The 24,970-nt window shown below is 69.3% G+C and carries 26 protein-coding genes and 2 pseudogenes; 18 read left to right on the top strand and 10 right to left on the bottom strand.

Going from position 1 to position 24,970, the window contains the following annotated elements; all coding sequences use genetic code 11:
- Positions 1 to 27: 27 nt before the first annotated feature.
- The 7 genes from ACZ6JY_RS32155 to ACZ6JY_RS32125 all read left to right on the top strand — a co-directional run bounded on the left by ACZ6JY_RS32155 (position 28) and on the right by ACZ6JY_RS32125 (position 8,134).
- Positions 28 to 675, top strand: a complete 648-nt coding sequence (locus ACZ6JY_RS32155; protein ID WP_469201533.1) for a hypothetical protein — start codon at positions 28 to 30, stop codon at positions 673 to 675.
- A 37-nt stretch (positions 676 to 712) separates the two neighbouring features.
- Positions 713 to 1,378, top strand: coding sequence for a hypothetical protein (locus tag ACZ6JY_RS32150; RefSeq protein WP_469201532.1), 666 nt, complete (start codon positions 713 to 715; stop codon positions 1,376 to 1,378).
- Positions 1,379 to 1,488: 110 nt separating this feature from the next.
- Positions 1,489 to 4,857, top strand: a complete 3,369-nt coding sequence (locus tag ACZ6JY_RS32145) for an NACHT domain-containing protein (RefSeq protein ID WP_469201530.1) — start codon at positions 1,489 to 1,491, stop codon at positions 4,855 to 4,857.
- A 167-nt stretch (positions 4,858 to 5,024) separates the two neighbouring features.
- A complete protein-coding gene (locus ACZ6JY_RS32140; protein WP_469201528.1) occupies positions 5,025 to 5,720 on the top strand; it encodes a 2OG-Fe(II) oxygenase in 696 nt (231 codons plus the stop codon).
- Complete coding sequence (locus ACZ6JY_RS32135) at positions 5,717 to 6,481, top strand: hypothetical protein (protein WP_469201526.1); 765 nt, start codon at positions 5,717 to 5,719, stop codon at positions 6,479 to 6,481. Before ACZ6JY_RS32140 ends, ACZ6JY_RS32135 begins: the two co-directional genes overlap by 4 nt.
- Before the next feature lie 13 nt (positions 6,482 to 6,494).
- On the top strand, positions 6,495 to 7,247 hold the full coding sequence (locus ACZ6JY_RS32130) for a hypothetical protein (RefSeq protein WP_469201524.1): 753 nt from the start codon (positions 6,495 to 6,497) through the stop codon (positions 7,245 to 7,247).
- Positions 7,145 to 8,134, top strand: coding sequence for a glycosyltransferase (locus tag ACZ6JY_RS32125; protein ID WP_469201522.1), 990 nt, complete (start codon positions 7,145 to 7,147; stop codon positions 8,132 to 8,134). Before ACZ6JY_RS32130 ends, ACZ6JY_RS32125 begins: the two co-directional genes overlap by 103 nt.
- A 128-nt stretch (positions 8,135 to 8,262) precedes the next feature.
- On the opposite strand, the gene ACZ6JY_RS32120 is transcribed toward ACZ6JY_RS32125, so the two are convergent.
- The gene (locus ACZ6JY_RS32120) at positions 8,263 to 9,093 is read right to left on the bottom strand and encodes an isocitrate lyase/PEP mutase family protein (RefSeq protein ID WP_469201520.1); all 831 of its coding nucleotides are present in this window, start codon (positions 9,091 to 9,093) and stop codon (positions 8,263 to 8,265) included.
- Between the two features lie 259 nt (positions 9,094 to 9,352).
- On the opposite strand from ACZ6JY_RS32120, the gene ACZ6JY_RS32115 reads away from it, so the two are divergent.
- Entirely contained in the window at positions 9,353 to 10,792 is a 1,440-nt protein-coding gene (locus ACZ6JY_RS32115; protein ID WP_469201517.1) for an FG-GAP-like repeat-containing protein, read from the top strand.
- Positions 10,793 to 10,968: 176 nt separating this feature from the next.
- Here the strand turns inward: ACZ6JY_RS32115 and ACZ6JY_RS32110 are convergent, their stop codons facing one another.
- Complete coding sequence (locus ACZ6JY_RS32110; protein WP_469201515.1) at positions 10,969 to 11,853, bottom strand: calcium-binding protein; 885 nt, start codon at positions 11,851 to 11,853, stop codon at positions 10,969 to 10,971.
- Between the two features lie 968 nt (positions 11,854 to 12,821).
- Between ACZ6JY_RS32110 and ACZ6JY_RS32105 the strand changes: the two genes are divergently transcribed.
- On the top strand, positions 12,822 to 13,106 hold the full coding sequence (locus tag ACZ6JY_RS32105) for a hypothetical protein (protein ID WP_469201514.1): 285 nt from the start codon (positions 12,822 to 12,824) through the stop codon (positions 13,104 to 13,106).
- Positions 13,107 to 13,186: 80 nt separating this feature from the next.
- Here ACZ6JY_RS32105 and ACZ6JY_RS32100 read toward each other — a convergent pair whose 3' ends face one another.
- The 3 genes from ACZ6JY_RS32100 to ACZ6JY_RS32090 form a co-directional block, all read right to left on the bottom strand.
- Entirely contained in the window at positions 13,187 to 13,519 is a 333-nt protein-coding gene (locus ACZ6JY_RS32100; RefSeq protein WP_469201512.1) for a glyoxalase superfamily protein, read from the bottom strand.
- Between the two features lie 81 nt (positions 13,520 to 13,600).
- Complete coding sequence (locus tag ACZ6JY_RS32095) at positions 13,601 to 14,470, bottom strand: NAD-dependent epimerase/dehydratase family protein (protein WP_469201510.1); 870 nt, start codon at positions 14,468 to 14,470, stop codon at positions 13,601 to 13,603.
- The gene (locus ACZ6JY_RS32090) at positions 14,467 to 14,991 is read right to left on the bottom strand and encodes a nuclear transport factor 2 family protein (protein ID WP_469201509.1); all 525 of its coding nucleotides are present in this window, start codon (positions 14,989 to 14,991) and stop codon (positions 14,467 to 14,469) included. Before ACZ6JY_RS32090 ends, ACZ6JY_RS32095 begins: the two co-directional genes overlap by 4 nt.
- 135 nt (positions 14,992 to 15,126) lie before the next feature.
- Here ACZ6JY_RS32090 and ACZ6JY_RS32085 point away from each other — a divergent pair, with 135 nt between their 5' ends.
- Positions 15,127 to 15,972 carry a helix-turn-helix transcriptional regulator gene (locus tag ACZ6JY_RS32085; protein WP_469201507.1) on the top strand — a complete coding sequence of 282 codons (846 nt, stop codon included), beginning with the start codon at positions 15,127 to 15,129 and terminating at the stop codon, positions 15,970 to 15,972.
- Positions 15,973 to 16,110: 138 nt separating this feature from the next.
- Here the strand turns inward: ACZ6JY_RS32085 and ACZ6JY_RS32080 are convergent, their stop codons facing one another.
- Positions 16,111 to 17,403, bottom strand: a complete 1,293-nt coding sequence (locus tag ACZ6JY_RS32080) for an alpha/beta hydrolase family protein (RefSeq protein WP_469201506.1) — start codon at positions 17,401 to 17,403, stop codon at positions 16,111 to 16,113.
- A 603-nt stretch (positions 17,404 to 18,006) separates the two neighbouring features.
- On the opposite strand from ACZ6JY_RS32080, the gene ACZ6JY_RS32075 reads away from it, so the two are divergent.
- Positions 18,007 to 18,537: a VOC family protein gene (locus tag ACZ6JY_RS32075; protein WP_469201505.1), complete on the top strand. Its 531-nt coding sequence runs from the start codon at positions 18,007 to 18,009 to the stop codon at positions 18,535 to 18,537.
- 295 nt (positions 18,538 to 18,832) lie between these two features.
- On the opposite strand, the gene ACZ6JY_RS32070 is transcribed toward ACZ6JY_RS32075, so the two are convergent.
- Together ACZ6JY_RS32070 and ACZ6JY_RS32065 are read right to left on the bottom strand one after the other, a co-directional pair.
- Positions 18,833 to 19,087, bottom strand: a complete 255-nt coding sequence (locus ACZ6JY_RS32070; protein ID WP_469201503.1) for a helix-turn-helix domain-containing protein — start codon at positions 19,085 to 19,087, stop codon at positions 18,833 to 18,835.
- A complete protein-coding gene (locus ACZ6JY_RS32065) occupies positions 19,087 to 19,671 on the bottom strand; it encodes a DUF2975 domain-containing protein (RefSeq protein WP_469201502.1) in 585 nt (194 codons plus the stop codon). The genes ACZ6JY_RS32070 and ACZ6JY_RS32065 overlap by 1 nt, the downstream gene beginning before the upstream one ends.
- A 232-nt stretch (positions 19,672 to 19,903) precedes the next feature.
- On the opposite strand from ACZ6JY_RS32065, the gene ACZ6JY_RS32060 reads away from it, so the two are divergent.
- Positions 19,904 to 20,434 carry a hypothetical protein gene (locus tag ACZ6JY_RS32060; protein ID WP_469201500.1) on the top strand — a complete coding sequence of 177 codons (531 nt, stop codon included), beginning with the start codon at positions 19,904 to 19,906 and terminating at the stop codon, positions 20,432 to 20,434.
- A gap of 63 nt (positions 20,435 to 20,497) precedes the next feature.
- Here the strand turns inward: ACZ6JY_RS32060 and ACZ6JY_RS32055 are convergent, their stop codons facing one another.
- The gene (locus ACZ6JY_RS32055) at positions 20,498 to 21,412 is read right to left on the bottom strand and encodes an alpha/beta hydrolase (RefSeq protein WP_469201498.1); all 915 of its coding nucleotides are present in this window, start codon (positions 21,410 to 21,412) and stop codon (positions 20,498 to 20,500) included.
- A gap of 115 nt (positions 21,413 to 21,527) precedes the next feature.
- Between ACZ6JY_RS32055 and ACZ6JY_RS32050 the strand changes: the two genes are divergently transcribed.
- From ACZ6JY_RS32050 to ACZ6JY_RS32035, 4 genes are all read left to right on the top strand, one after another.
- Complete coding sequence (locus ACZ6JY_RS32050; RefSeq protein WP_469201496.1) at positions 21,528 to 21,944, top strand: MarR family winged helix-turn-helix transcriptional regulator; 417 nt, start codon at positions 21,528 to 21,530, stop codon at positions 21,942 to 21,944.
- 363 nt (positions 21,945 to 22,307) lie between these two features.
- Positions 22,308 to 22,634: a PadR family transcriptional regulator gene (locus ACZ6JY_RS32045; protein ID WP_469201494.1), complete on the top strand. Its 327-nt coding sequence runs from the start codon at positions 22,308 to 22,310 to the stop codon at positions 22,632 to 22,634.
- Positions 22,631 to 22,987 carry a DUF1048 domain-containing protein gene (locus tag ACZ6JY_RS32040; protein ID WP_469201492.1) on the top strand — a complete coding sequence of 119 codons (357 nt, stop codon included), beginning with the start codon at positions 22,631 to 22,633 and terminating at the stop codon, positions 22,985 to 22,987. The genes ACZ6JY_RS32045 and ACZ6JY_RS32040 overlap by 4 nt, the downstream gene beginning before the upstream one ends.
- 1 nt (position 22,988) lies before the next feature.
- On the top strand, positions 22,989 to 23,315 hold the full coding sequence (locus ACZ6JY_RS32035) for a DUF1048 domain-containing protein (protein WP_469201490.1): 327 nt from the start codon (positions 22,989 to 22,991) through the stop codon (positions 23,313 to 23,315).
- 182 nt (positions 23,316 to 23,497) lie between these two features.
- On the opposite strand, the pseudogene ACZ6JY_RS32030 reads toward ACZ6JY_RS32035, so the two are convergent.
- Positions 23,498 to 23,677 (bottom strand): annotated as a pseudogene (locus ACZ6JY_RS32030) (ABC transporter); the annotation flags it as partial.
- Between ACZ6JY_RS32030 and ACZ6JY_RS32025 the strand changes: the two are divergent.
- Positions 23,672 to 23,949: pseudogene (locus tag ACZ6JY_RS32025) on the top strand (ABC transporter permease); the annotation flags it as partial. The pseudogenes ACZ6JY_RS32030 and ACZ6JY_RS32025 overlap by 6 nt on opposite strands.
- A gap of 352 nt (positions 23,950 to 24,301) precedes the next feature.
- Positions 24,302 to 24,913, top strand: coding sequence for a hypothetical protein (locus ACZ6JY_RS32020; RefSeq protein ID WP_469201488.1), 612 nt, complete (start codon positions 24,302 to 24,304; stop codon positions 24,911 to 24,913).
- Positions 24,914 to 24,970: the final 57 nt, after the last annotated feature.

Here is a 24,970-nt window from a genome sequence, read left to right as displayed (position 1 = left end):
CTGCTTCAGGGGCTGTTGGCCGCCGCCATGACCGCCGACGGAGAGGGCGCGCAAGCCCGCTACGACGAGATGCTGGGCCGCCTCCGCGAGCGGCCCGAGGACGCCGTCGCCGAGATCGCCCGCGCGGAGGGTCACCTCGACTCCCGCGACTACGCCGGTCGCTGGGCCCTGATCCACATCGCCTCCGCATTGCGGCACGATGGCGCCCTGCCCTATCTGCGCTCGATCGTCGCGACCCCGATCCCGCCCGAGGAGTCCGCCGACGCGCACAGCTTCTCGACGGTCACCGAGGAGACGATCCTGCGTACGACGGCGGTGGAAGGCATCGAGCACCTCGCGATGGAGGGAAGCGGAGAGGCCGTCGAAGCCCTGTTCCTGGCCCTGGAACAACCCTCCCTGTCGATGCGCCGCGCCGCCGTCCAGGCACTGCTCGCCACCCCCGGAGGCGAGCGCCACCGGCCCCGGCTGCTGGAACTCCTGCCGGAGGACCAGCGGTTCCTGCTCGACGTACGGCGGATCGACGTACGCGAGGCACCGCAGGTACGCGATCCCCGCGCACACCTCGCCGAAGGCGCGGGGACCGACCCCTCCCCGCCACACCCGCTCCTTCCGGAGGACCGGAACGGCCGCAGCGGGCCGAACGGCTCCGACGCCCCGCGGCTCCGGCCCAGCTGAAAACCGTGCCCCACCCCCACCCGGAAGAGGAAAGCCGATGGCCGTCTGCAGCGCGACCGTGCCCGACAAGAACACCAGCGGCGACAACCTGTACGAGCCACGCGTCACCCAGGAGTTCATCGACTGGGCGTGGCCGGCCTACAAGTTCAAGAAGAGCGAATGGGACGACGGCTTCGGCTGGGAGAACGTCGCCGACACCGACCTCCCTCTCGCCCGGATCCTGAATTCGATCTGGCTGTTGAACTACTCGGCCGAGGACTACATGAATGAGGACTACAACGGCGACGCCCTGCACTGGGCCTGCCGTTATGTCCGCGAGCAGATGAACGAACTGTGGGCCAGATGCGGCGACGGCAACGCGGTCGCGGCCGCCTTCAGCGACCGTATCGAGCTGTACTCCCTCTGCTTCTACACCAAGGACGTGTCCGGCCGGGCGGAGACCCTTGTCCACGAGGCCCGGCATCGGGGCGGCCAACCGCACAACGCGAACTTCCCCGCGGGTTCCACCTTCGGCGCGGGCAAGAGCGGAGCCGACTCGACCTGGGATTACGAGGGTGCCTGGATGTACGGAGCCCTCTACCTGTGGTGGTTCTACGCCGACGGGCGACGCACCACGACGGCACTGCGTGAAGCCGCCAAACAGCGGGGAAACGTAGTGATCGACAATGCCTTCGCCACACATCCGGGATTCACCATCGTGTGAAGGGACTCACCGGGCCTCCGCCCGCTTCGGACGGGTGAATGGCGGCGCGCGAGGTGTTGAATGCGCGGCGCGGCGGCTACATTCTCCGGCCCGCGTGGAAACGCTCTCGGGTGAACTTCGACAGGGCTTTCTCGCGACGGCTGATGGAACGGGGCTATGACCGCGCCCGCAGGTGGAGGGGGCGCAGAGGCCGCTGGTACTTCCTCCTCCTCGGCCTGACGTTGCTGGGCGCGCTCGCCCTGCTGCTCCTGGTGGTCATGGCCCTGGTCACGCTGGGTGTCGCGGACCGGTCGTGGTCGCCCATCCAGTGGGCCGACCGGCAGTGCGAGAAGAGCCCGTTGTCGTGCAGCATCCTGCAGAGCGTCTTCATGCCGTTCCTCACGCTGGCACTGGCCACGCTCGCGTACCTCCTCTTCCGGTTCACCCGTGTGAGCAGGGCCTACCTCGGCAAGGCCGTGGAAGCTCCCCAGGACCTGGTGGAGACGGCAGGCGGCATCTTCGGCCGGGTGGTCGGCCGCGACCAACTGTGCGAAGTCCTCATGGAGGACCTGCGGGACAGCCGCTTCCGCCGCACCCACGTCGTCACCGGCGGGGTCGGTACCGGCAAGACCGCGCTGATCGTCCTGCTGACGGAGCAACTGGCGAGGCGGGGCGCCGTACCGGTCCCGTTGCGGCTGCGCGGCACGGCGGGCGACCTGGACTTCCGACAGCTGGCGTTCGAACGCTTCTGCCGCGAGGTGCAGGGACACGTTCGCTCCAGCGGCGAGGCGGAGAAAGTCTGGCGACGACTGTGCCAGCAGGGACGCATCGTCGTCCTGGCGGACGGCCTGGAGGACGCCCTCGTGGGCGAGGCACTGACCGAACAGCGCGACACCGTCATCAGGCTGGCGATCCGCCGCGCCAACGACGAGCGGTTGCCGTTGATCATCACCTCACGTCCGCACGACTCGCTTCGCGGGCTGGACGCCTCGCTGACCGCTCTTGAGCCGCTGAGCGAGGAGGCAGCCCTCACCTACATCTCCTCCGGCACCACGGCGGAGGACCACCAGCGGCTCGACTGGATCGTCGAGAAGGCCGGCATCGCGGAGGCCCCGACCTATCTCCAGGTCGCCCACGACCTCCACGAGCATGGCCTGCTGGAGCGCGCCCTCACCGGCCACTTCGACGAAGAGGGCGTGGAGACCCGCGGGGCCGATCGGGCGGCGCTCCGCTTCCACCTGCTCGAGACCTGGCTCCGCGCCCTTGTCACCGGACGCCTGCGGCCCGAGATCACGCTCGGCCAGGACGAGCGCCAAGCCACGCTCGACTACCTGTCCGCGCTCGCCTGCGTGGGGTTGGCCGACGACTCCTCCGAGGCCCGCTTCGCCGACGTCGTCCATGAGCAGGACCCCACCCGGTCCCGCTTCCCGGAGATCGTCCGGGAGCTGGCACGGCGCGTCCAGAGCAGCCGGCTCGACGTCCGCCTCGCCGCTCACTGGGGCATGCGCATGGACCTGGTGGAACTCGTCAACGGAAACCAGGCCCGATTCCAGCACAGCGTGATCCAGGCCCACCTCGGTGCCCGGTTCCTCAACGCGGTGCTCCATCCGTACGTACCCGAAGAGCCGACGCCGGGCTTCTACTTCCCGGCGGCCCTGGAAAACCCGGGACGGGAACTGCTGATCGCTCTCGTGCTCCATTCCCGCACGCTGGACGGCTCCTGCCCGCACGGAGAGGCCCACGAGGACGGCGACGCCTGGTGCCCCGTGTCCGCCGCGCGCGATCTCCTCCTGAACGCGGCCTGCCGTGCGCAGGCGTACAGAACCGGCAGGCCGGGCACCTCGCCCCGCGACCTGGCTGATCCGCAGTACGTCTTCGGCCGCACCCTGCACATCAAGGCGATTCAGATGTACGCCGCGGCGCTGGAGATCGACAGCGTCGACGCCGAACCTCGGCAGCACCGGATCGCCATGGAGCTGACGACGTCCTGGTCGGACCTGCGCGCCCACGACCCGCACAGCCTCGTGGCGGCGAAGACACTCCTCGTCTCCCGCTTCGGCGAGGCCATGCGTACCGTGACCGGCCGCAAGACCATGCAGCCCGCCTACCCGGAACTCTTCGAGATCGCGCGCCTCGAACGGTCCTACCGCGTCCGCCTGGCCATCGCACAGGAGATCGGGGCGGGAGGCGACAGCGCCTTCGAGGTCCTCGAGCCCCGCCTGCGCGGACCTGAAATCGTGCGGGCAGCGCCGATGGAACGTGAGTCGGAGTGGATGGTCGCCCTCTGGGAGAGCCAGCAGCCCGAGGCCGTCCTCGAACAGGAGAGCAGGGAACACCGCAGGAGCGAAGGCAACATCGCGCGCACTCGGCGGGAAACACGGGAACGTCACGCACAGCGGCGCGACGCACTCCGGCGAGAAGAAGAGGAACGCGAGGAGGAGGAACGGAAATGGCGGGACAACACCCTGTGTGCATGGCTGGTCCCCCTGCTCGTGGGTTCCGTCACGACCCGCCGCCACAACAACACCCCCTACGAGATCCTTGGCAGCTGGGTGCGGCGGGTCGGCACCCCCGACACGAACGGCGCGTCCGCCCTCGACCTGTCGCTGGAAATCGCTCTCGCCCAAGGCTTCAAATACGCGGCCAACCGCCGCCACCGGCACCCGCACGCCCACCCACAAGCACGCGAATACCTCAGCGAGCAGGCCTGGGACATGCTCAAGCGCGCCCGGTTCTGGTTCACCCGCCTCACACTCCTGCACGCGCTCACCCTGTGGAACCTCCCCGACCACGCCACGACGGCACCCCTCCCCGGAGAGCACGGCTCCGACCCCGCCGAACAGGTCCGACAGTGGCTCGCCCTACCGGACGGGACACCACAGCACCCATTCGTCGATGCGGCCGCCGAGCTCTGCATCTGGGCCCTGAGAACCCGCAGGCCGGAGCGGTTCCTATGGATCGACGAGTCCGGAGTGGCCGCCGTCGTCGGTTCACAGACCGCCGCAGGCGGCGAAGTACGCAAGCACCAGCTGTGGATCCCGCCCTCCACGGGGTGGAGCACCCTGCATCCACGTGCCCAGCAGCTCCTCGCCGATGCCATGCTGCTGCTCAACCTCGCGGAACGCGGGGACTGGCCGCAGGACCGAGTACGACGCCTGGGTCACACCGCGCGGCCGGACCTGCCGCCGTGTCTGACCCTGGACCGCCGCCCGCTCGACCCGAGCCGCGCCGCCATGGGCGCCGCCACTTCCCAAGCCGGGTCCAACTGCCGCGACGACTGCGCATTCGAGCTGTGCCCCTACCCGCCCAAAGGCCTGGACAGCCAGCGCGCGGAACTGAGTGAAGCCTTCTGCCGTGCGCAGCTCACCCTGCTGTCCCGGTCCCGGCTCCGTTCCCTCGCCCGGCCCGAGGCCCCATGGCAGCGGCACACGGATCTGGCCGGCCTGAGACGGTTCTGGGAGCGGATGGGGCAGCGAGCCCAGAACGGCCCGCGCAGCTGATGCCACGGCACCGTCAGCAAGCGGGGCCGGTACACCGACGGGGTGACTCCGGCGCGCGCTTCCCCGGCCGCTCGGGGCTGGTCATCTAGCGTGCCGTCTGCCTGCGCAGAAGCGTGCCCGGCGTCTTCGCCGCCGTCACGCACGCGCCGATCGAGAGGAATCGAACGATGCGGTCCGAGATCTCTCCCCACGCCACACGTCACGAGGCCGCGGCCCTGACGGTCTGGCGTGGCGCGCTGTCCCGACAGGACTGCCGGGCGGCCGTCGAGACCATGACCCGGTCGGCGACGATCGCGGGCCCCGTGCTGCGCGCCAGCAGCGATTCCGTCGATCCGACCATGCGGCGATGCTCCGAACATCTCGCGGCGGCGGACGGGACGGAACCCGTCGTCAACGCCATGCGGACGGTCGCGACCAGGGCGATCGAGGGGGCGAGGCGTCAGCGGGTGGGGCTGGACGGGATGCGACTGGATGGGATGCGGCTGGACGGGGTGGGGCTGGACGGGCCCAAGTTCTGCAGCTACACCGAGCGCGAATTCTTCCGCGCGCACCGGGACCGTTCCGAGGATCCGCGGGACCCGGCCGTCGTACGCAGCCGAATCCTGTCGATCGTCTGCTTGCTCAACGACACGACACCGCACGACGACCTCCCGGCCTTCGACGGCGGAGCGCTCGTCGTCTACCTTCCCGGGCCCGACGGGAGCGTGACGCCCCAGAGCGTCCGGCTGGAGGCGGGCAGCATCGTCACGTTCCGCTCCGACCTGCTCCACGAGGTGCGACCCGTGCGCGCGGGGGTGCGGTACTCGGCGGTGGGGTGGCTCTACGACCGGGACGACGCCGACGACCACAGGGAGCAGCGATGAACAACCTCCAAGGTGAACTCAACGACCGTCTGGAGCTGCGGGTCACCACCGACCTCATGGGTGAGTACGGCCCGGAGCTTGCCGCGTTTCTCCGGCAACTGGGCCTGAGCCACCTGTTGTACGAAGTGCTGACGCCGCTCTCGGCCACGGCCCGCACGAAGGCCGTGGTCGCCTTCGAGGAACGTCCGTGGCCACCGTCCGGCATCGGTGCGCGGACCCTGCGTGCCGTCCAGGTGGCGGTGTCCGGTGCGGACGGCCAGGCGCTGTGCACGCCGGCGTTCCTGTCCCCACAGCACGCCACCAACGTGGGACTGGCCGCGGCGGCCACGAAGCTGCTGTTCGACGATCTGTCCGACGACGGTGTGGAGTGGGTGTCCTTCTTCGTCAACGGGCGGTCGGCGATTGTCCCGGGCGAGCTCGCACGGGCGGGCTTCGTGCCGCGGCAGGCCCGGGTCGTGACCCACGAGACCGAGTTCATGGCCTACACGGCGAGTCCGTCCGAGGCGCTGAAGGGCCTCGGACTGGAGGACGTTCGCCTCGGTGACGTGCTGTCCCTCAACTTCGATCAGCAGCAGGTGTCCCGGCTCACCTCTTTCCACCTCTCGCTCGCAGCGGGCATCGCGCCCCACTGGGCCGGTGACACGCGCTGGGCCGACGTGTTCCCGGGTTTCGACGACTTGCTGACGATGTCCCCACCCGGTGGGATCACGGGGACCGCAGGGCCCGCCGCACCCTCCGACCCGATCATCGTGCCCGAGTAATGATGTGCCGGCGATGACCCGGACGACGGACATCTTCATCCGCTCCTTCCACCGGGACCGGTACTGGCTGGCCCTGGCCCTGCGGTCCATCGCCGCGTTCGTGTCGGGACACCGCCGGGTCGTCGTGGTCGTTCCCCGGTCGAGTCTCGGCCGGATGGAGCCCACGGACATCGCATCGCACGGCGTCCAACTGCGGGTGTGCGGCGACTACGCGGACGACTACCTCGGGCAGCAGGTCACCAAACTGCACGCGGACCTCTACACGGACGCGGACACGATCCTGCACCTCGACTCCGACCAGGTCTTCGTCGCGCCGTGCGACCTCAGCGCCCGACTCTTCGACCGCGGCCGACCCCGTATGGCCTTGGAGCGGGACAGCGTCCGTCCGCGGACGGACGGCTGGCGGCAGTGCCCGACCGCCTTCCTGGGGGAGCCCGTCCAGCCGGATGTGACAGGGCCGCCGCCTCTGGTCGTTCCCCGCGACGTGTACCCCAGGATCCGCGCCTTCTGCCGTGAGGCCCACGGCATGTCGATCCGCCGCTACGCGTTTGCCGTGGGCGCGGCCCGGTTCTGCGAGTTCGCGCTCCTGCGCGGCTTCGTCCTGGCGCGGGAACCGGAACGCTGTACATGGGTCGAGTCCGACCGGCATCCCCTCCTGCCGGAATGCCGGAACTTCTGGAGCAGAACGCAGACGCCGGACTCGGTGGCGGGCAGCCTGCCGACGGAACTGACGGCCGGCGCGCCGCCCACGGCACCGGGGCGGTGACCGCGCCCGTGCGCTCGTACGAGCCCGTCTCGGTCGTGATCTCCGCCTATCAGGAGGGCGACTCCGTAGCGCAGACGATCGAGTCCATCGAGAGCGCTGCCGTGCTGCCCCGGGAGATCGTCCTCGTCGACGACGGAAGTACGGACGGAGGGTGCGAAGGGGACTGGTCGTCACGGGTCCGCGTCCTGCACGGGCCGCACATGGGTATCGCGGCCGCCCGCAACCGCGGAGCGAGAGCGGCGACCCAGCCGGTCGTCGTCTTCCTCGACGCTCACTGCACGGTCGACGGCCACTGGCTGACCCCGCTGGTGCAGACGCTCACACGCGAGCCGGAAGCGCTGGCCGGTCCGGCGGTGCGGGACTCCATGGACACACGGTTCGCCGGCTGCGGAGCCGAGATCGTCGACCCCCTGCTGACCTACCGGTGGAGGCCGGTGACGCGTACCGGGCAGGAGGTCGGTCTGATCCCGGGTGGCTGCCTCGCGGCCGTACGCGAGCGATTCCTGACGGCGGGCGCGTTCGCCTCCTTCACCGGATTCGGCCTGGAGGACGTGGAACTGGCGCTGCGCTGGTGGCGTGCCGGTTCTCCGCTGCTCGGCGTTCCTGACTCCGTCGTGGTCCACCGGTTCCGCAAAGCCCCGCCGTACCGGCCGGACCAGCAAGCCTGGGTGCAGAACATCCTGCGCACCGCGCTCCTGCACCTGCCCGGCCCACAACTGCGGGCCTGCGTGTCCACGTGCTCACGCTTCCCCACGTTCCCGGCCGCCGTGGCCACCGTACTCGGCGAACCGTGGATCCCACTCCACACGAGCTTGCGCGAGGCCGAAGCCCGCCCCGTGACGGCCTACTTCGACCGGTGGGCACCCAACGCTTTCCGCCCCGCGTGAAAACATGGCGACGGCGCGGAGCCACTAGTGACCACCGCCGTCACCACCAGTACTGGATCACCATCCTGGTGAGGCCTTGTCGGGCTCGTCGGCCGCGGTCGATCACGGCGCACGCAGACCCGCGGACCCTAGCCGAGCGTGTCCGGGTGCCCGGGGAGCAGTGCGTTGAGTTCGGGGAAGGCGATGCCCTCGGCGAGGGAGTCGTAGCCGCCGGTGCCGAAGAGGTCCTGCGCGGCGCGTCGGGCGGCGGCGTAGGCGGCCTGCGCCACGCCCGAGCCGAGACTGACGCGCGCCACGCCGAGGGCACCCAGCTCGGCAACGCTCGGGGCGCCGGGGCCGGCCATGATATTCAGCGGTACGGAGACATCCCCGGCCAGCGCGGCGATGGTGGCGGCGTCGGTGACACCGGGGACGAAGACGCCGTCGGCACCCGCGTCGACATACAGGCGCGCCCGGGCCAGCGTTTCCTTCAGCCGGGTGTCCGGGTCGCCGAGCCCGAACAGGAAGGTGTCGATACGGGCGTTGAGGAACAGATCCGTGCCTTCCCTCTCGGCGCTCCGCCGAGCCGCGGCCAGCCGAGCCGCGAGCTCTGCCGGGGGCCGGGTGCCGTCCTCGATGTTGACGCCGACGGCGCCCGCCGCGAGGACCCCGGCGACGGTCTCGGCGACGCCGGCGGCATCCTTCCCGTACCCGCCCTCGATGTCAGCGGTGACCGGCACCGCAACGGCGGCGGCGATCCGGCCGATCAGCTTCAGCGCCCGGTCGCGGGTAAGGATGTCGCCGTCCGGAGCCCCCAGCGACCAGGCGACACCGGCGCTGGTGGTCGCGATCGCGGGGGCGCCCGCGGCTTCGATGACGCGGGCGCTCGCGACATCCCAGGCGTTGGCGAGTGCGAGGGGTGCAGCTGGGGTGTGCAGGGAGCGGAAGAGGCGGGCATTGTCCGGCCGCGTGATGGTCATGGGTGCAGTCAACCCCGACTGCTGCCGGCCTTCTGGCAAGAATCCGACATGGACGTCGGCCTCGAACCCGGCTCGTGGCCCTGCATGCCGCACGCCGCACGCCGCACGATCGGCGAGGTGGCGAGGTGGCGAGGTGGCGAGGTGGCGAGGGCAAGGGGGATACCGGGCGGGAAGTGGCGCGGAAGTTTCGTACAACCGTTCCCCTGCGTCAGGGGTCTTGAAGGCGTATTTTCGATCGAATCCCTAGGGGAAAACTGACGTGCGACGCCACATCCGTCACGCCATCGCCATCGCCGCGGCGGCCACTACGCTGACAGGAGGCCTGCTGGCCTCCACCGGCCCTCAGGCCGAGGCCGCCACCGCGGGCCCCGCGCCCAGCCGCTACTCCGACGACTTCAACGGCGACGGTTACCACGACCTGGCCATCGGTTCCCCGAACGCCGACGTGAACGTCACCGGTGAGGAGGGGGCCACCACGAAGGCGTGGGGCGCGGGCTACGTCACCGTCTCGTACGGCGGCAAGTACGGCGCCCAGAAGACCGGCCTGAAGGCGGTCACCCAGAACACCCCCGGAGTGCCGGGTGAGCCGACGCAGAGCGGGCGGTTCGGGCAGGTCCTCGCCAGCGGCGACTTCAACGCCGATGGATATGCGGACCTTGCCGTGGGCGCGCGGGGAGACCAGGTCAGCCTGCTCTGGGGCAGCCGCACCGGCCTCAAGGGCGGCACCCTGATGGACGACCCGGTGAACCGGCCCGGCTTCGGCCAGGTTCTGAAGGCCGGTGACTTCACCGGCGACGGGAAGACCGACCTCGTCGTCGGCTACTCCACCTCGCTCCGCCTCTTCAAGGGCCCCTTCAAGGCGGACGGCACGCCCGCCTCGACGCGGACGGTGGACACCGGCCGCAACTACCCCGTCTACACGGGGGCACAGGACCGTATCGCCGTGGGCCGCATCAACAAGGGGTCCATCGACGACCTCGTCGTCCTCGGCGAGGAGCGTATGCGGGGCCGCGTACTCCTCGGCGGGGCCTCCGGGCTGCGCCAGACCCCGGTCACCATCCGCGGCGGCAACAGTGTCGCCATCGCGGACTTCGACAAGGACGGCTACGGCGACATCGCGGTGGGCGACGCGGAGTCCGTACTCGACACCGAACGCGCCGCGGGCGTGGTCCGAGTCAACTACGGCGCGTCCAACGGCGCGGACGAGGACCGCAGCATGCGCATGTTCACCGAGGACAGCCCCGGCATCCCGGGCGGCGTGCAGCGGGGTGACCGCTTCGGCTCTGCCGTCGCCGCGGCCGACCTCAACCGTGACGGCTACGCCGAGCTGATCGTCGGCGCTTCCGGCGAGCGCAAGTCCACCTGCGAGCACTGCTACATCACCGGCGGCGGCTTCTACGTGCTGAAGAGCTCGTCCAGGGGCGTGACCGGCACCGGCTCCACGTTCTACGCCCACAACGCCTCCGGCCTGCCCCGCCCCACGGGCACGTACCGCATCCCCTCGCAGCTCAAGACCACGGACCTGAACAACGACAAGCAGCCCGAGATCACCATCCCGGTCCGGGCGACCACGCCGGAGGTCTGGTCGGTCGGCACGAAGGGCGGCAAGGTCGCCGGAGCCTCGCCCACCCGCGTCGTGAAGCCGCCGGTCGACCCCGAGGTCGCCGCCGGCACCGAGTTCGGCGTACTCGCCCGCTGACGGGTTCCCGCCACCGAACGCCCCGGGGGCCGAGCACCGCTGCGGCGGGCTGCCGGCCCCCGGGGCACCTGGGCGGAAGTGGTGCCGCGCTGGGTACCGCTGCTGGGCCCGAGGCTGGGCCCGAGGCTGGTGGGTGTGTGCGGGCCGGGCGGAACCCCGTGTCGAGCGGGGGCTGTTCAGTCCTGGTGGAGTTCGTTGCGGCCCGGGCCGCCGGAGAGCTTGTCGGTGCCTGTGCCGCCCCACAGGGCGTCGTCGCCGCTGTTGCCCCACAGCGTGTCGTTGCCCGCCTCGCCGTACAGCTTGTCGTTGCCCTTGCCGCCGTAGAGGACGTCGGCGCCGCCCTTGCCGTGCAGGACGTCGTTGCCGTCCTCGCCGTGCAGGGTGTTCTTCTCGCCGGTGCCGGTCAGGGAGTCGTTGCCGGGGCCGCCGAAGCAGTCCTGGCTGCAGTGGGTGAGTGTGTCGTTCCCGGCGTCGCCCCACGGGCCGAAGCCGAGCGGGCCGCCGCCGCCGTCGAGGCGGTCGTCGCCGTCACCGCCGTGCAGGAGCGCGGACGCCGACGCCTTGATGTCATCGTTTCCCGTGCCGCCATATACCCCCGCCCAGGCCTGGCTGTCCGGCGCGAGGACCGCGGTGTCGTTCTTGTCGCCGAGGTCGATGTCGTAGCTGTCGGAGTCGTCCGAGTTCTCCGGGATCTTGACCTCGCACCGCACGGCGGCGCGGTCGCCCTCCTCGGGGTACACGCATTTGTCGCCCTCCGCCGCGTCGGCGGAGATGGCGATGTCGTACCGGTCGTGGAAGGTGAGGACGTAGTAGGAGTCGTGGTCGCCGCGGTGGTCGATCTCTTCGTCGACCGTCAGCTTGTTCTGCTGGCCGGGCGCCGCCTTGTACCAGAGCTCGCCATCCGCGAGGACTACGGAGGCGGTGGCCCGAGCGGTGCTCTGGGCGGCGGAAGGGGCGGACGAAGCGGCGTGGGCGGCCTGAGCGATCGACGCCGTTAAGCCGGCCGTGCCGAGAGCCAGGGCGAGGGTGGCGGTGGCTGCGATGGTCCGGTGAATGCGCATGCGGAAGTGACCCTTCAGGGTGTACGTGTGCAGTGATGGTGTACGTGTGCAGTGGTGCTTCCGGTCACCCAGTTAGACAAAAGGCCCGAGAACGGAGTTGCCCGGCGACTCATGAACAGCCGCCGACAGCGTGGTGACCGGTACGTGACCGACGCTGCGGCGAAGACCGTCCGCGCAGCGCTGCCCATCGGGAAGGGCTGCCCGGCCCTTCGAGCGGTGAACCTCTGTTGAAAGACTCCAGCCATGGGATCTTGGGGAATCTTGGGGCCGGCGCTGTTGTCTCTGGCCGGTGTTGCGCTGGGCGCGGGCGGGTCGCTGTTCGGCCAGTACCTGGTGTCGCGAGAAGGCGGCGTTCCCGCGCCCGAACTGTGGCGACACCCCGGCCGATCCCGGGCTCGGTCAACTCGTCGATGACCTGTGGCTCGCCCAGGCGGAGATCGACCTGGCAGCCAGAAGTGAGCCCTTGCGGGGTGCTACCTACCGTTATGCGGCCCGTCTCGCCGAGGCGAGCCGGGGAGAGGTGGCCGACGCGTCCGCGCTGCGCGGCCCGCAGGCGCAATTCATGGACGCCGCGTATGACGACCTGTGGCCGGGCCAGCGGGCGTTGAAAGCGGCCCCACTCGATCCCGCAGCCCGCCCTCCACCAGGGATGGGAACGCAACTCGCCTTCGTGAACGCGGCCCGGCGGTCACTCCATCCCTCACAAGACCCTCTCGACTGGCAACTTGGGGGACCACCGGCCTGGCACGAGATCGAGCCCTACGCTCCTCCTGCGTCACGTACCAGCGAGCCCGCGTAGGTTATGACGCCAAATCAGAGGCCGTCTCAGAGGCCGTCTTCGGCGGTGGCAGGCAGAGTTCATGTGCTCCCGCCACCGGTGAGCTGCCCCGGGGCAGCACGGTGTCTGCGTAACGGTGCCGCAGCCCAGTGCGAGCCGGGGGCCGTCGCGGATCAGCACACTTGGTTCGATGGCGATGGCCAGGGACGTCCTCGGCGGCCGGCTGGATATGGGCACCTACGCCGAATACGGCTCGCCGGACGTGCGTCACCCCGACAAAATCATGCACGCCACGCTCCGCACCTCAGACGGCTACACGCTGATGGCGTGGGACGTCCGGGAAGAGATGCCGCACACCCCGGGCAACGACGTCGCGGTCTTTCTCGACCCAGATAGATCATGGCATCCCGCGGCACCGGCGCGCCGGCCCGGCGAAGCATGGTGGCCCGGATCGCGAACGGTGTGCCGGCCTTGAACGCGGCGATGGCCTCTGCCGCCTCGACGGCAGTTGGTAATGGGTTTTGCGTCACTGCCGCGACGCGCTGCCGGTGAGCGTCATTCCGTCGGCGTGCCGATCCGAAGCCGGTTGCCATCAGGGTCGCGCAGCTCAATCTCACGCGCCCACGGTACGTCCGCCACCTGCACACCGAACTCGGAGGCGATGGCCTCGACATCGAGAACGCGGAGGTATACCAACGTATCCGGGCGGGCGTCACCCTTGTGCTCCGACAAGAACAACCGCACCCTGCCCCGGGCGACCTCCACGAACGCGGGAAGTCCCGGTTCAAAGTGGTGTTCCCACTGCTTGGCGAAGCCCAGTCGCTCGTACCACGCGACCGCCGCCGCAGCGTCCTCGACGCGAAGAATGGGAATGGCTTCCTCGTCCATGGAGCCATCATCGCAGACCGCCCACGGCGAACGTTGCCTGATGCAGCGCCAGGGTTGCGGGTCCGGTCCAGGGGGTGTCGGTCAGTCTTCGGGTATCCCGGCATTCGCCCACTGGGCCGCGTGGTCCTGGACGAACTCGGCGAAGGTGCGGGGCGGTCGGCCCGTCAGGCCAAGCACCTCGGTGCTGACCTGGTCGTCCCGGCCGGTTCGGATGCCTGCGTCGACGGCGGCGAGGGCGGTCGCGAAGGCGTCCGGCATGCCCGACGCCCGGTAGGTGTCCGCCTGCTCCGCGACCCCGACGGGCACGACTCGGACAGTGCGGCCGGTGTGGTGGGTGATGATCTCTGCCGCGTCCTGGTAACTCAGTGCCTTGGGCCCGGTGAGCAGGTAGTCGCGCCGGTCGCCGCCGGGGTGGCCCTCGGGTTCGGTCAGCAGCGCGGCGGCCGCCGCCGCGATGTCGCGAGCGTCGATCCAGCCCACCCGGCCGTTTCCGGCGGCGGTGCGGATCTCGCCGCGTCGCCGGATCCGCTCACCCAGCGGATGCGGAGCCAGGAAGTTCTGCATGAACCCGGAGGGACGCAGCACGACCCACCCAGGCCGGGCCCGCACGTGCGCCGCCAGTTCCAGCGCACCGGGGGCATCGGGCAGCACGATGGCGGAGCCGAGCATCACCACCCGGCGCACACCGAGGCGTTCGGCCTCAGCCAAGAACGGTTCGACCAGCGGCATCGGGTCCGTGGTCTCTACCGGAGGAACCAGATAGACCCGGTCCATCCCGCGCAGCGCGGCCGGATGGGTGACCGGGTCGTGCCAGTCGAACCGGATCGCGTCCGGGGCGTCGGCCGATGGGGTGCGGCTGGCCACCCGGACCGGCACACCGCTCTTGCGGAGCAGTTGGGCCAGGGCACTGCCCGTCTTCCCGGTCCCGCCAGTGATCAGTACGCCGGTCATCGGGTGGCCTGCGAACGCAGCGAGTCGAGCAGTTCGGTCAGCGTGCCGGCCGCCGAGGCGGCGGCCAGGGGGTTCCAGTAGTCCCGGTAACGGGTGATCATGCCCTGGTGGGTGGTGAGCACCGTGACGTAGTCCAACTGGTACGGCTCGTCAGTGGCCACCGTGCGGCCGTACGCGGTGAACTCCACCACGATGGTGTCCGACTGGTGCGACTGGTTCATGAGGTGCGACTGGTTCATGAGGTCCGACTGGTTCGTGAGGTCCGTGTGGTTCACGTGGTTCATGTGGCGCACCGTGACGGTCGCGGTCGGGATCGCCTGTACGTCCATCAGCTCCGGGTAGCGGGCCAGATAGCCCCGGACGGCCTCACGTCCGGTCAGCCGTCTCGGTGAGGCCCCTTCGGCGAAAGGGAACTCGGCGGTGCCGTGCTCCGCCCAAAGATCGGCGATGGCATCCATGTCCTTGGCAAGCAGCAGCTCCAGCAGCCGGTGGAAGGTCTCTTCGCAAGTGCGTGGTGGCACGGTGATTCTCCAGCGTTCAGCAGGACGGGTGACCGCACCAGAGTGGGCGCACCGGACGGCACCATGGAACGCCCCAGTGAGCCCCGGACCACTGGTCCGTGGTTAAGCCGCATGCCGCTGTGCCAACCTGGCCGGATGAGCAGAGCCGAACTCGCCGACTTCCTGCGCCGCCGACGCGAGGCGCTGCGCCCGGCCGAGATGCCGACCACGGCCGTCCATCCACCCGGCCTGCGTGCCCGGCGCACCCCCGGACTGCGCCGGGAAGAGGTGGCCGCCCTGGCCGGGATGTCCACCAGCTACTACGAGCGACTGGAGCAGGCCCGTGCGCCGCGTCCGTCGCCGCAGGTGCTGACAGCGCTGGGCACGGCACTGCGCCTCACCACCACTGAGCGCGAACACCTGGCGCGGCTCGCCGGGCAGATCTTGCCCAGTACGGACGCCGATCGCGCGCCGGTGCCTGCCGATGCGCACCAACTGCTGTACCGGCTCGGGCCGATACCCGCCTATCTGGTGAACGACCTGGAGGACATCGTGGCCTGGAACGCCACAGCGGCCGCGTTGATCACCGACTTCGCACGGCTGCCCCTCCACGAGCGGAACACCGTGCGCCTCGCCGTCCGGCTGGGCGGCACGCTCTGCTCGGCACCCGCCGGCGCGGAAGGCGACTTCGCCCGGCAGTCCGCCGCCCATCTGCGCGCGGCCGGTGCCCGCCACCCGGCGGACCGTGCGCTGGGCGAGCTGGTCAACGAGTACGCAGCGCACGACCCGGACTTCGCCGCCGGCTGGCGCAGCCACGACGTCCGCCCCCGGCCGACACTGCGCAAACGCCTGCATCATCCGGAACTCGGCGAGCTGGAACTGGACCGTCAAACCCTGCTCATGCCCGGCACCAACCTGCGGCTGGTGCTCTACACCGCAGACCCCGGCAGCCCGAGCGCCACCGCACTGGCCCGGCTGGGCCCTCCCGACACGGCACCGTGATCGCTGGCCTGGCCCAGCCAGGCCATGCCAGGCCAGGCGCAAGGCATACGAGAAGCTCCCCACTAGCGGGGGCAGCCATAGGCCAGCCGGACCCGTCACACGGAATCCGTGCTGCATGGCTGCTCCCCGGTCGGTGGATCACCGGTTGCTGCCCGTCCGGAGCGTGCTGAACCAGCGCACTATCTCCGCCGTTGCCCGTACGTTCGAGCCGAGGTGCCGTGACTTCTGGTGGTCGACGGCGCCGAGGTCGACCACCGGCACCTCAACTCCTCTCTTCTGAAAGTCCGCGGCGCAGTTGGCCGTGTTCCGGACGGTCGCCTGCTCATCGCCCTGCGCCATGTAGAGCCGGATCGGGGCCGTCGGTCGCCAGTCCTTGCAGACGCTGTCGGTTTCCCGCAGCCCAGCCGCGAGGCCGCCCTTCGGGTTGGCCAGGAGCTCGCGCCCGTACGGCGTCAGTAGTTCGTCCAACGTGCGGGGGAGTGCGCTGATCATCTGTGGGCCGGTGTGCATACCGTCGAACAGTTCTTCCACGGAGGGGTCGCGGAAGACCTCGCCCGGGTTCTCGTACACATCGTGGACGCGGTCGAAGGCGACCAAGGTGTACGCGGCGTACGCCATGCTCGATCTCGGCTCCAACTCCCCGTCGCCCGCGAGCAGCGCAGGGAGCTCCGCACCTCTGAAGTCGTAGGCCCCGCTGATGGGAGCCAGGGCGCCAAGCCTGAAGTGTCGATCCTCGCCCGCCTGGAGCGCCCTGCCGAGCCCGAGCGCGGCCGACGCACCCTGCGAGAAGCCGGTGACGAGGACGTCGCGGTCCAGGGTGTGTCCGGTGCGCGGTGCGAACCGGCGGGCGGCGCGGAGCAGATCCAAGGAGGCCGTGGTCTCGGACGGCACGTCCATCCAGGGATGCTTGCCGGGACCTGTGCCCATGCCGAGATAGTCGGGCGCGACGGTGGCGAAGCCCGCGGAGGCGTACGTGATGGAGGGGCCGGTCAGGAACACCTTCCGCTGCATCGAGGGCGCGTCGATGCGGTGGACCCCAGTGCCGTGGGCGAACGAGACGGTGGGCAGACGTCCTTGGACCCCGCGCGGGACGGTGAACAGCCCGCTGGCAGTGGTGGGTCGGCCCTTCGTGTCGATGGTGCGGTAGACGAGGCGGTACGCGTCCACGCCGTGGCGGGCGGCGCCGGGGTCGTACCCGGAGGAGGTGAGCTCGGCTGCGGAGTCCTTGCGAGACGTGAGGGTGTAGAGCAACTCGGCGGAGAGCAGGGTGCCGCGCTGGGCGGCGTTGGATGAGGGCGCGGTGGACGTCCGTGATCCGGCGCTGGCGTCGGAGCTGGGGATGCTCGCCCCGGCGAGGCCCGTGCAGGCGACGGCGACGGCCGCGGCTGTGGCGACTCGGCGGTGGCGGCGCGAGGTTCGGGTGACAGGCATGGTGCGTTCTCCCTCAACGGATCCGATTGATCTGAAGCGAGTTCAGCCTCCACCGGGAGGGGCGCTGAAGGCACTGGTGCACACCCCCTGGTGCGAGGGAGGGGTAGGCCCCCAGAGCGCCGGTCTCGTGATGGTGGGCTGGCCGGTCATCGGGGCGTCATGGGGGCGTTGTCGGAGGAGCTAGAGCGCGTACGAGGCATCGGATCGGCCCGCAGACCAGGAAGCGGGAATGTCCCACCTCAAGGCTCGCTCGCCCGAGCCGTCGCCTCCCGTCGTCGGGGTGGCCAGCTATGCAGATGCGGACACATTCGCACGCCTTCGGTGAACCCTTCCCCTGAGGGGTTTTGCCAGCTCAGGTGGCCCCCAGAGGTGGAGTCGGGCCTTGCGTGAAGGGACGCAGTCCCGGTCGATGCTCGCTGTTGATACGCGTTCTCGCAGGTCGGCCGGTGGGAGGCCGACGCCGGTCGGGGCGTGCAGGCAATGGCGTGAAGTGGTTGAAGCTTCAACGGAATGGGGCATCCTGGGTAGGTAGTGGGCAGTCGGCAATCGGCAGTCGCCTGATCGTCGATGCCATGCCCTGTCTCATCAAAGGAGATGATCGACATGAGCGAAGCCCTCCCTCTTCGCCTCCACCACCACGCGTGGCTGACCGACGATCAGGAAGCCAACCGTCACTTCTACGAGGACGTGCTCGGCCTGCCCCTGGTGGCCACGTGGAACGAGACTGCCGTGATATCCGGTGCCGAGCGCGCCTACTGCCACACCTTCTACGGCCTGGCCGATGGCGGCGCCCTGGCCTTCTTCCAGTTCGCCGACCCCGCGGACCAGAAGGAGTTCAAGACTGACGTCAACTTCACTCCCTTTCGTCACATCGCCTTCAAGGTCGGGCAAGAGACCCAAAAGGCCATGCGGAAGCGCATCGGCGAGGCGGGCTACACGGAGCCGGACACCTTCGTGACGGACCATGGATTCTGCTTCTCGCTGTACATCACGGATCCGAACGGGCTGATGCTTGAGTTCACCGTCGATCACCCCGACGCGGAGGAGGCCGACACCGAGCGGCGCGCGACGGCACACGCCGATCTCGCCCGCTGGCTCGACGGCGACCACACCAGCAACAACCACTGGCGCTGACGCTGCCGCGGACAGTCGCGCCGACGCGAAGGAAAGCACGGCTGTCCAGCCAGTCACCCGTCCAGTCCCCCGTCCGGTCACCCGTCCGGTCACCCGCCCGGTCGCCCAACCGGTTGCCCGTCGCGTCCGCCCGGTCGCGTCAGACGCTCAGCACCTCACGGTAGAGATTGGCCATGTCGTTACGGGCGGGCCGCAGCACCTGGAACGGACAGCCGATGCGCCGGGTGGTGACGATGCCGGGCATCGTCACCACAGCCACGCTGGTCGTCGGCGGCAGCCCGAGGGGTGGGATCGATCATCTGTCAGTGGTCGGCTGGAGACCCGGTTTGGCGGGGTCGTGGGTGATCAGGTCTCCCGGTTGGCACCGCAAGACCTGGCAGATCCGCGAGAGGGTCGAGAAGCGGATGGCCTTGGCCCGCCCGTTCTTCAGTACGGACAGGTTGACGACGGTGATGCCTACCTGCGCGGACAGCTCCGTAAGCGTCATGCCGCGCTCGGCGAGAAGGTGGTCGAGGTGGATCCGGATCGCGTGAGGTTCCTCTTCGGGCATCAGACGGTCCCTTCGAGGTCCTCTCGCATGCGCACGCCCTCGCGCATGACCTTCCCCATGATCACTGCGGTGAGACCGGCAAGGACGAGTACCAGCGGCCCGGAGACCGTCGGCCCAGAACCGATGATCGGCGCCATGCTCCCGACGAGCCAGGACTGCGACCAGCCGACGACGAGCCCGGCCAGCGGCGTGCCAACGGCGACGAACCAGCCGAGAACGGAGAGGCGTTGCGCCACCGCCTCGGTGAACGGGCCCTGCATCAGGACCGCCTTGAGCATCCGGGAGAAGAGCAGCAGCGCGAGCGCACCGAACAGCAACCAGGGCAGTTCGCCCCCGAGGTCGGCGGCGCGCTGTCCCACAGAGGGGCTGTCCTGGCACAGGCGCGCGGCACTACTGGACGCCTCCACGCCTGCGCCCACCGGCAGTGAGTCCGCCAGTGAGGCGTTGTGCCAGAAGTCCGTCTGCACGCAGACCGCCCCGTCGTCGAGCATGTGCGTGACCCCCGTGCCGAAGAAGGCGAGCCCGCAGAGCACCGCCAGCGCAAAGGTCACCGAGGCCAGGGTCCTCGTGAGTCGCGTGTTCATACATCTCTCCCTATCGACTTTCGATATGCCCAAGGTAGAGGAGCATATCGATATTCGACAAGTGCATGGATCGCTGACGAGACCGGTTCGGCGGGCTGGAGGGCCGGCTGGCCACCGCGGAGGGCTTCCCGCCCTCGTCATCCCGGAGGCTGACACCTGGCTCCCCCGTGAGCGGAGCGAGGTCAACCAACGGAACGATCCACTTCGGCATGCGTACCGGCAGGCTGCAATGATGACGACGACAACGCACTCCCGCCTGGACTCCGAAGCGACGGACCTCGCGCAGCGCGGCGTGCCCGCTTGGGCGGAGCGCGTCGCGCACGCCATTCCGTTGGTTGTACTGCCCGTCGGCATCTGGCGACTGCCGATCGGCTTCGGGTACGGCATGGGTGGCGAGACCATGCCTGCCGCCTGGTACAACGCCCCTTACGTCATCGGGCTGACGGTCCTCACCGAAATCCTCGCGCTGCTCAGCTTCGGACCGGTCCGCCCCTGGGGCGAGGTCGTGCCGCACTGGGTGCCGAGGTTGGGCGGGCGACGCATCCCGCCGGTCGCCGTGATCGTCCCCGCAACCTTGGGCGGCGTCTGCTTGACCGCGCTCGGCATCCACTGGCTGCACGAGGCCACTACCGTCGGCAGGGCGGCCTGGCCGTACGACGAGGGCTGGGACCTCCTCGCGATGGCCATGAGCGGCCTGATGAACCTGTGGGGCCCCCTGCTTCTGGTTCTCACGTATGCGTACCACCGACGCAGGCGGGCCTGACCCCAGCCTTCGGTGGGAACGCGCCCTGACTGGCGGCGGCGAGGCCGCACCGGGGCGGGTGATTTACAGGTTGTTCAAGTAGAAGTTGACGAGCCGGTCGACGGCGGCGTCGACGTACTCGGGCTCGTCGTACATCTCGTAGTGGCCGGCGCCGTCGATCACCATGAGATCGACCGGGTTGGGTGCCAGCTTCCACAACCGCATGCCGGACTCGTAGGAGCCGGTGTTGCCGACGCGTCCGGCGAGGACGACCTGCAGTGGTTGGGTCATGAGCTGGTCGACCAGGTGATACGCGTCGTAGCCCAGCAGCAGCGAGTCGCCGCGCCGGAGGCGGCGGTTCGTGGAGTGTTCGTTCCCGCCACGCTCGGTGCGGTAGTAGGTGACTGCCTGGGTCGTGTCGATATCGGTCAGCCCGACGGCTATGGCCTCTTCCAAGGTGTCGGGCAGCCAGTTCACGCGGGCCAGCTCGCTGGAGCGGATCTCTTCGACGCGCGCGTCGGCCATGGTGTCGAGTGCGGCCGCAGCGCCATCCGGCTGAAAGCTGCGGAACGACGTGCCCATGTTGGCCGGGACCACCGTGCCGACCGCCTTGATGCGATGGTCCGTGCGGGCGGTGTGCACCGCGTAGCCGCCGCCGGCGCAGATGCCGAGGACGCCGATGCGTTCCGGGGCGATGCCGGGGATCGTGCTCAGCTCGTCGATCGCGTACGAGATGTCCTCGCCACGGCGGTAGGGGTCTTCGAGGTCGCGGGGCTCTCCGCCGCTTTGACCCTGATGGGCGGGGTCGAACACGAGCGCCGCGATGCCGCGGGCGGCGAGACGAGATGCGTAGTTCGCGCCTATCTGCTCCTTCACGCTACTGCCGGGCGTGGAGAGCACCACGGCGCGCAGCGGCGCCGCGCGGTCGGTGCTGTCGGGCAGGTAAAGGTCGGCCGCGAGATCGATCGGCCCGCGCGGGATCGTGATGGGCTGAAGCATCTGATGCGCCTTTCGTGTAGGCCGTCGTTCCACATCTGTCCAGTACGAAGAACCAGCTGGTACAGTTTGGAACTAATTCAGAACTGTACCAGCCTGGACGGATGGAGGGGCTTGCGTGGCGGTTGACGGGGCGCAGCTGTGGACGCTGAACCAGCGCCTGCTGAGCGTCGTAATGGACGCCTGTAGCGCTGAACTGGCCGAGCTCGGGCTGGAGACGAAGGAGTTCTTCGTGCTGGCCGAGGTGGCCGCGTCGCCTTACCCTGCCGAACTCGCTGCGGCGCTGATGATCCCGAAAGCGAGCGTGACGGTCTACGTACGCAACCTCGTCGCAAAGGGGTTCATGCGGCGCGAGATCGACGACGAGGACCTGCGGCGGCATCGGCTCATTCTGACTGCCGAGGGCGAGGCGGCGCGGGACCGCGCGCTCTCAGTGCTCGCGGCGGAGTTCGATCGCAGGCTGGCGAGGATTACCCCGCAGGACCGCAGTGACCTGCGGCGCATTCTCCTGGAGATGCTCAAGTCGCCACACTGAGGTGGTGATGACGGGCGTTGGCGCTGCGGCACCAACGCAGGTAGGCGGCGTGCAGGCGGGTCCTGGTCTGCGCCGCAGGGTGGCGTGGGCGCATCGACTTCAGCGCGGACAGCGTATTCACCGCCCCATTTCGGTGGCGATTGACGCCCCGCAGGATGCCGTCATCGGCGCGGACTCCGCCAGCGCGCCAACCGCCTTGCCCCACCTGTCGCAACCTGCACTTTGTGGCCGCGCTGGCATCCGCAGAGGGCGAGACCGCCCCGCTGACGCACCCCGCTGACGATCCCGCTACTCAGTGATACCGTATAGCGGTACTCAGTACTACGCAGTACCGCTAGAGGTTAGGGGTGAGGAGGGCTCGCGATGGATGACCTGACGGAGATGCTGAAGGGCACGCTCGAAGGGTGCGTGCTCGAAATCATCGGCAGCGAGGAAACCTACGGGTACGCCATCACCCGTCAACTGAACGAACTCGGCTTCGGCGATGTCGTCGAAGGGACCGTATACACCATCTTGCTGCGACTGGAGAGGAACAAACTCGTCCAGGTGACGAAACGGCCGTCCGGTGTCGGTCCGCCGCGCAAGTTCTACGCGCTCAACGACGCCGGACGCGAGGAACTCGCGAAGTTCTGGACGAAGTGGCAGTACGTGTCATCACGCATCGACAGGCTCAGGGAGGCCGGGAGATGAACTTCTGGGAGACCGTCACGGGCAGCGATATCACCAGGGATTGGAAGGCGTTCGAAGCCCGGGCCGAGGCCCTGCCGGACGACTACCGGGCGGCGTGGGATCAGATCAAAGTCCAGCTCCTTCCCCATGGGGACTTCACCGGCCGCAACCTGCTGCCGATCCTCGACGCGGCCCTGGGACTGCTCGAAGAAACAGCGGCGGACGGGCAGAGCGTCCACGAGGTCCTCGGCGACGACATCCAAGGCTTTTGCACGGCGCTGGCCGGTGGGGAAGGGGCTCGAACCTACCGCGACCGGTGGCGCGAGCAGTTGAACAGGAACGTCGCAAGGAAATTGAGCCGGCTGGGAGGCTGACATGGGCATCCGGGACATCATCGAGGGCAAGAAGCAGTGGCGGGCGCACCTGGCTCGGGTCAAGGCGCTCCCGCCGGACTACCAGATCGTCTACAAGGAGATGCAGAAGTACCTGTTCAAGGTCGGACCGGTCGACCTGCTCAACGGGACCCTGCTTCCCGGGATCGTCGACTTCTTCGAGGAAGGTGTCGCCGCGAGGAAGGGTGTCTTGGAACTCATCGGCACGGACGTTGCCGCGTTCTGCGACGACTTGGTCAAGGACTCTCGCACGTATGCGGACGCCTACCAGGAGTCCATCAGCCGGGAACCCGGTACGGCCGAGAAGTAACCCCCGTCGTCTCATGCCGGTGGGCGTGATGGCCCGCACGCGCGGTTCATTCGCCTCGGCGCAGCGCGAACAGGCGTGACCCGGCCGGCCGGTCATGATGCTGATGCTCTTCGTCTGCACCCGGGAGCCGGCCAGTTCGACCACCTCGATGCCACCGGAGTCGATCCAGTCCGATCCAGTCCGATCCAGTCGAGAACGGAGCGCGGTTCGCGCTGGCTTCCGTCGCTGGGGATGGACAGCGACAGTGCCTCGTCGTTCCGGGTGACCTCGCGCAGGGCGTCCGCGGCGGACCGGTACGTGACCGGGTCGGTGAAGCGGAGCCGGATGTGCCCGCCCGGCACGAGCCGCTTGAGTTCCTCGGCGCCGTCGGGGTGGCGATGGGCTTCCGGTCCACGGACGCCACGGCACTGAAGTGGATTGCGGCGTTCGGGCTGATCACACTGTTCGCGCTGGCGCTCACCTGGATCCGATCGCCGAGTACCAGCCCTTCGCCCCCGCCATCGAAACTCGCCGAGGCCTCCTCCTAGGCACTGAAATCGGCACCAACGGCTGGATCGCGATCGCCTGGTGCGTCGGCCCGACTGCGCCCGGCCACCGCTGGGCGACGGCGCAGTCCCACCGCGACCCGAAGTAACCGGGACACCATGTCGGCCGCCTCCGCGAAGCGTTTCCCAAGGCCGTGAGTATGCGGCCCATCGAGGAGTGGATCTGGATACGTGCGCGTTCATCGGGGGCCGGGTCATGGGGGCGGATCCACCGGAGATGGCGGTGCGCAGGTGGCCGTACGTACTGGATGGCGCGCTGGGCCGGTCGTGGACGCCGTCCTGGACGCTTACAAGGCCGGAGTCCGCATCGCCTCACTCATCCTCCGGCTCCGCCCGCGAACCCACCCAAGGACCTTAGGGCGCTTCTTCATGTCCGGATCGTCGACCTCCGTCGATCACGGAGCTTGACCTCAATCGCAGCTGAGGTTGGAGACTGGCGCCATGACTGCCATCGTCGCCGGCCTCCGGCCGGTCGCACTGCCCGACCCTGCCCGTCCGGACGCGGGCCTCATCCTGGCGTCGCTATGGCGCACCAGGGGGCTCGAACAACAGCAGAAGGTCATGTCCGGCGTCATGGACGCCTGGGAGAAGGCCCGGCTGCCAACCGCGTACCTTGCGCGGCACTGTCTGGCAGGGTCCGACGGCCGGACCATCCTCAACTTTGCCCAATGGACAAGTCCCGAAGCGCACCGGACCTTCGCCGCCGACCCTCGCAACCAGCAGACTCTTGGCAGTGCCATCCAGGCGCTGTACTCGGCCGATCCGCCGGGCCGTTACGTGCCCTACCGGTTCGCGGGGCAGCAGGATGGAGCCGCCCGCTACTTCACCGCGACGTGGCACGACACCGAGGACGATGGGATGGCCCGGTCGCTCGCCGATGAGTTGGCCCAGCGCGCCCGCGGCGCCTCGGCGTCCTCGGCCGCAGCGGCGGAGTATTTCTACATCGGCGAGGCCGGACGGCAGCTCCTCGTGCTCGCCGGGTTCCAGGACGAACCCGGCGGTGCCGGCCCATGTTTCCGCCCCTTCCGCGGGCTGGTGCGGTCGGCGCGCTGAGAGATCCGCTTCCGCACCACATCCGTCAGCTCGCCGCGACCGGCAAGCCACTGCCGC

The organism is Streptomyces sp. NPDC046335 (assembly GCF_055587985.1).
This window is presented reverse-complemented; position numbering and strand designations above follow the sequence as displayed.

Bases quoted from the DNA above. Each gene is read 5' to 3' on its own strand.
- ACZ6JY_RS32155 (WP_469201533.1), top strand. From the start codon at position 28: ATGACCGCCGACGGAGAGGGCGCGCAAGCCCGCTACGACGAGATGCTG.
- ACZ6JY_RS32045 (WP_469201494.1), top strand. From the start codon at position 22,308: ATGGATGACCTGACGGAGATGCTGAAGGGCACGCTCGAAGGGTGCGTG.
- ACZ6JY_RS32065 (WP_469201502.1), bottom strand. From the start codon at position 19,671: ATGAACACGCGACTCACGAGGACCCTGGCCTCGGTGACCTTTGCGCTG.
- ACZ6JY_RS32035 (WP_469201490.1), top strand. From the start codon at position 22,989: ATGGGCATCCGGGACATCATCGAGGGCAAGAAGCAGTGGCGGGCGCAC.
- ACZ6JY_RS32070 (WP_469201503.1), bottom strand. From the start codon at position 19,087: ATGCCCGAAGAGGAACCTCACGCGATCCGGATCCACCTCGACCACCTT.
- ACZ6JY_RS32095 (WP_469201510.1), bottom strand. From the start codon at position 14,470: ATGACCGGCGTACTGATCACTGGCGGGACCGGGAAGACGGGCAGTGCC.
- ACZ6JY_RS32105 (WP_469201514.1), top strand. From the start codon at position 12,822: ATGGCGATGGCCAGGGACGTCCTCGGCGGCCGGCTGGATATGGGCACC.
- ACZ6JY_RS32075 (WP_469201505.1), top strand. From the start codon at position 18,007: ATGAGCGAAGCCCTCCCTCTTCGCCTCCACCACCACGCGTGGCTGACC.
- ACZ6JY_RS32100 (WP_469201512.1), bottom strand. From the start codon at position 13,519: ATGGACGAGGAAGCCATTCCCATTCTTCGCGTCGAGGACGCTGCGGCG.
- ACZ6JY_RS32110 (WP_469201515.1), bottom strand. From the start codon at position 11,853: ATGCGCATTCACCGGACCATCGCAGCCACCGCCACCCTCGCCCTGGCT.
- ACZ6JY_RS32085 (WP_469201507.1), top strand. From the start codon at position 15,127: ATGAGCAGAGCCGAACTCGCCGACTTCCTGCGCCGCCGACGCGAGGCG.
- ACZ6JY_RS32055 (WP_469201498.1), bottom strand. From the start codon at position 21,412: ATGCTTCAGCCCATCACGATCCCGCGCGGGCCGATCGATCTCGCGGCC.
- ACZ6JY_RS32080 (WP_469201506.1), bottom strand. From the start codon at position 17,403: ATGCCTGTCACCCGAACCTCGCGCCGCCACCGCCGAGTCGCCACAGCC.
- ACZ6JY_RS32060 (WP_469201500.1), top strand. From the start codon at position 19,904: ATGACGACGACAACGCACTCCCGCCTGGACTCCGAAGCGACGGACCTC.
- ACZ6JY_RS32040 (WP_469201492.1), top strand. From the start codon at position 22,631: ATGAACTTCTGGGAGACCGTCACGGGCAGCGATATCACCAGGGATTGG.
- ACZ6JY_RS32135 (WP_469201526.1), top strand. From the start codon at position 5,717: ATGAACAACCTCCAAGGTGAACTCAACGACCGTCTGGAGCTGCGGGTC.
- ACZ6JY_RS32130 (WP_469201524.1), top strand. From the start codon at position 6,495: ATGACCCGGACGACGGACATCTTCATCCGCTCCTTCCACCGGGACCGG.
- ACZ6JY_RS32125 (WP_469201522.1), top strand. From the start codon at position 7,145: ATGCCGGAACTTCTGGAGCAGAACGCAGACGCCGGACTCGGTGGCGGG.
- ACZ6JY_RS32150 (WP_469201532.1), top strand. From the start codon at position 713: ATGGCCGTCTGCAGCGCGACCGTGCCCGACAAGAACACCAGCGGCGAC.
- ACZ6JY_RS32020 (WP_469201488.1), top strand. From the start codon at position 24,302: ATGACTGCCATCGTCGCCGGCCTCCGGCCGGTCGCACTGCCCGACCCT.
- ACZ6JY_RS32140 (WP_469201528.1), top strand. From the start codon at position 5,025: ATGCGGTCCGAGATCTCTCCCCACGCCACACGTCACGAGGCCGCGGCC.
- ACZ6JY_RS32120 (WP_469201520.1), bottom strand. From the start codon at position 9,093: ATGACCATCACGCGGCCGGACAATGCCCGCCTCTTCCGCTCCCTGCAC.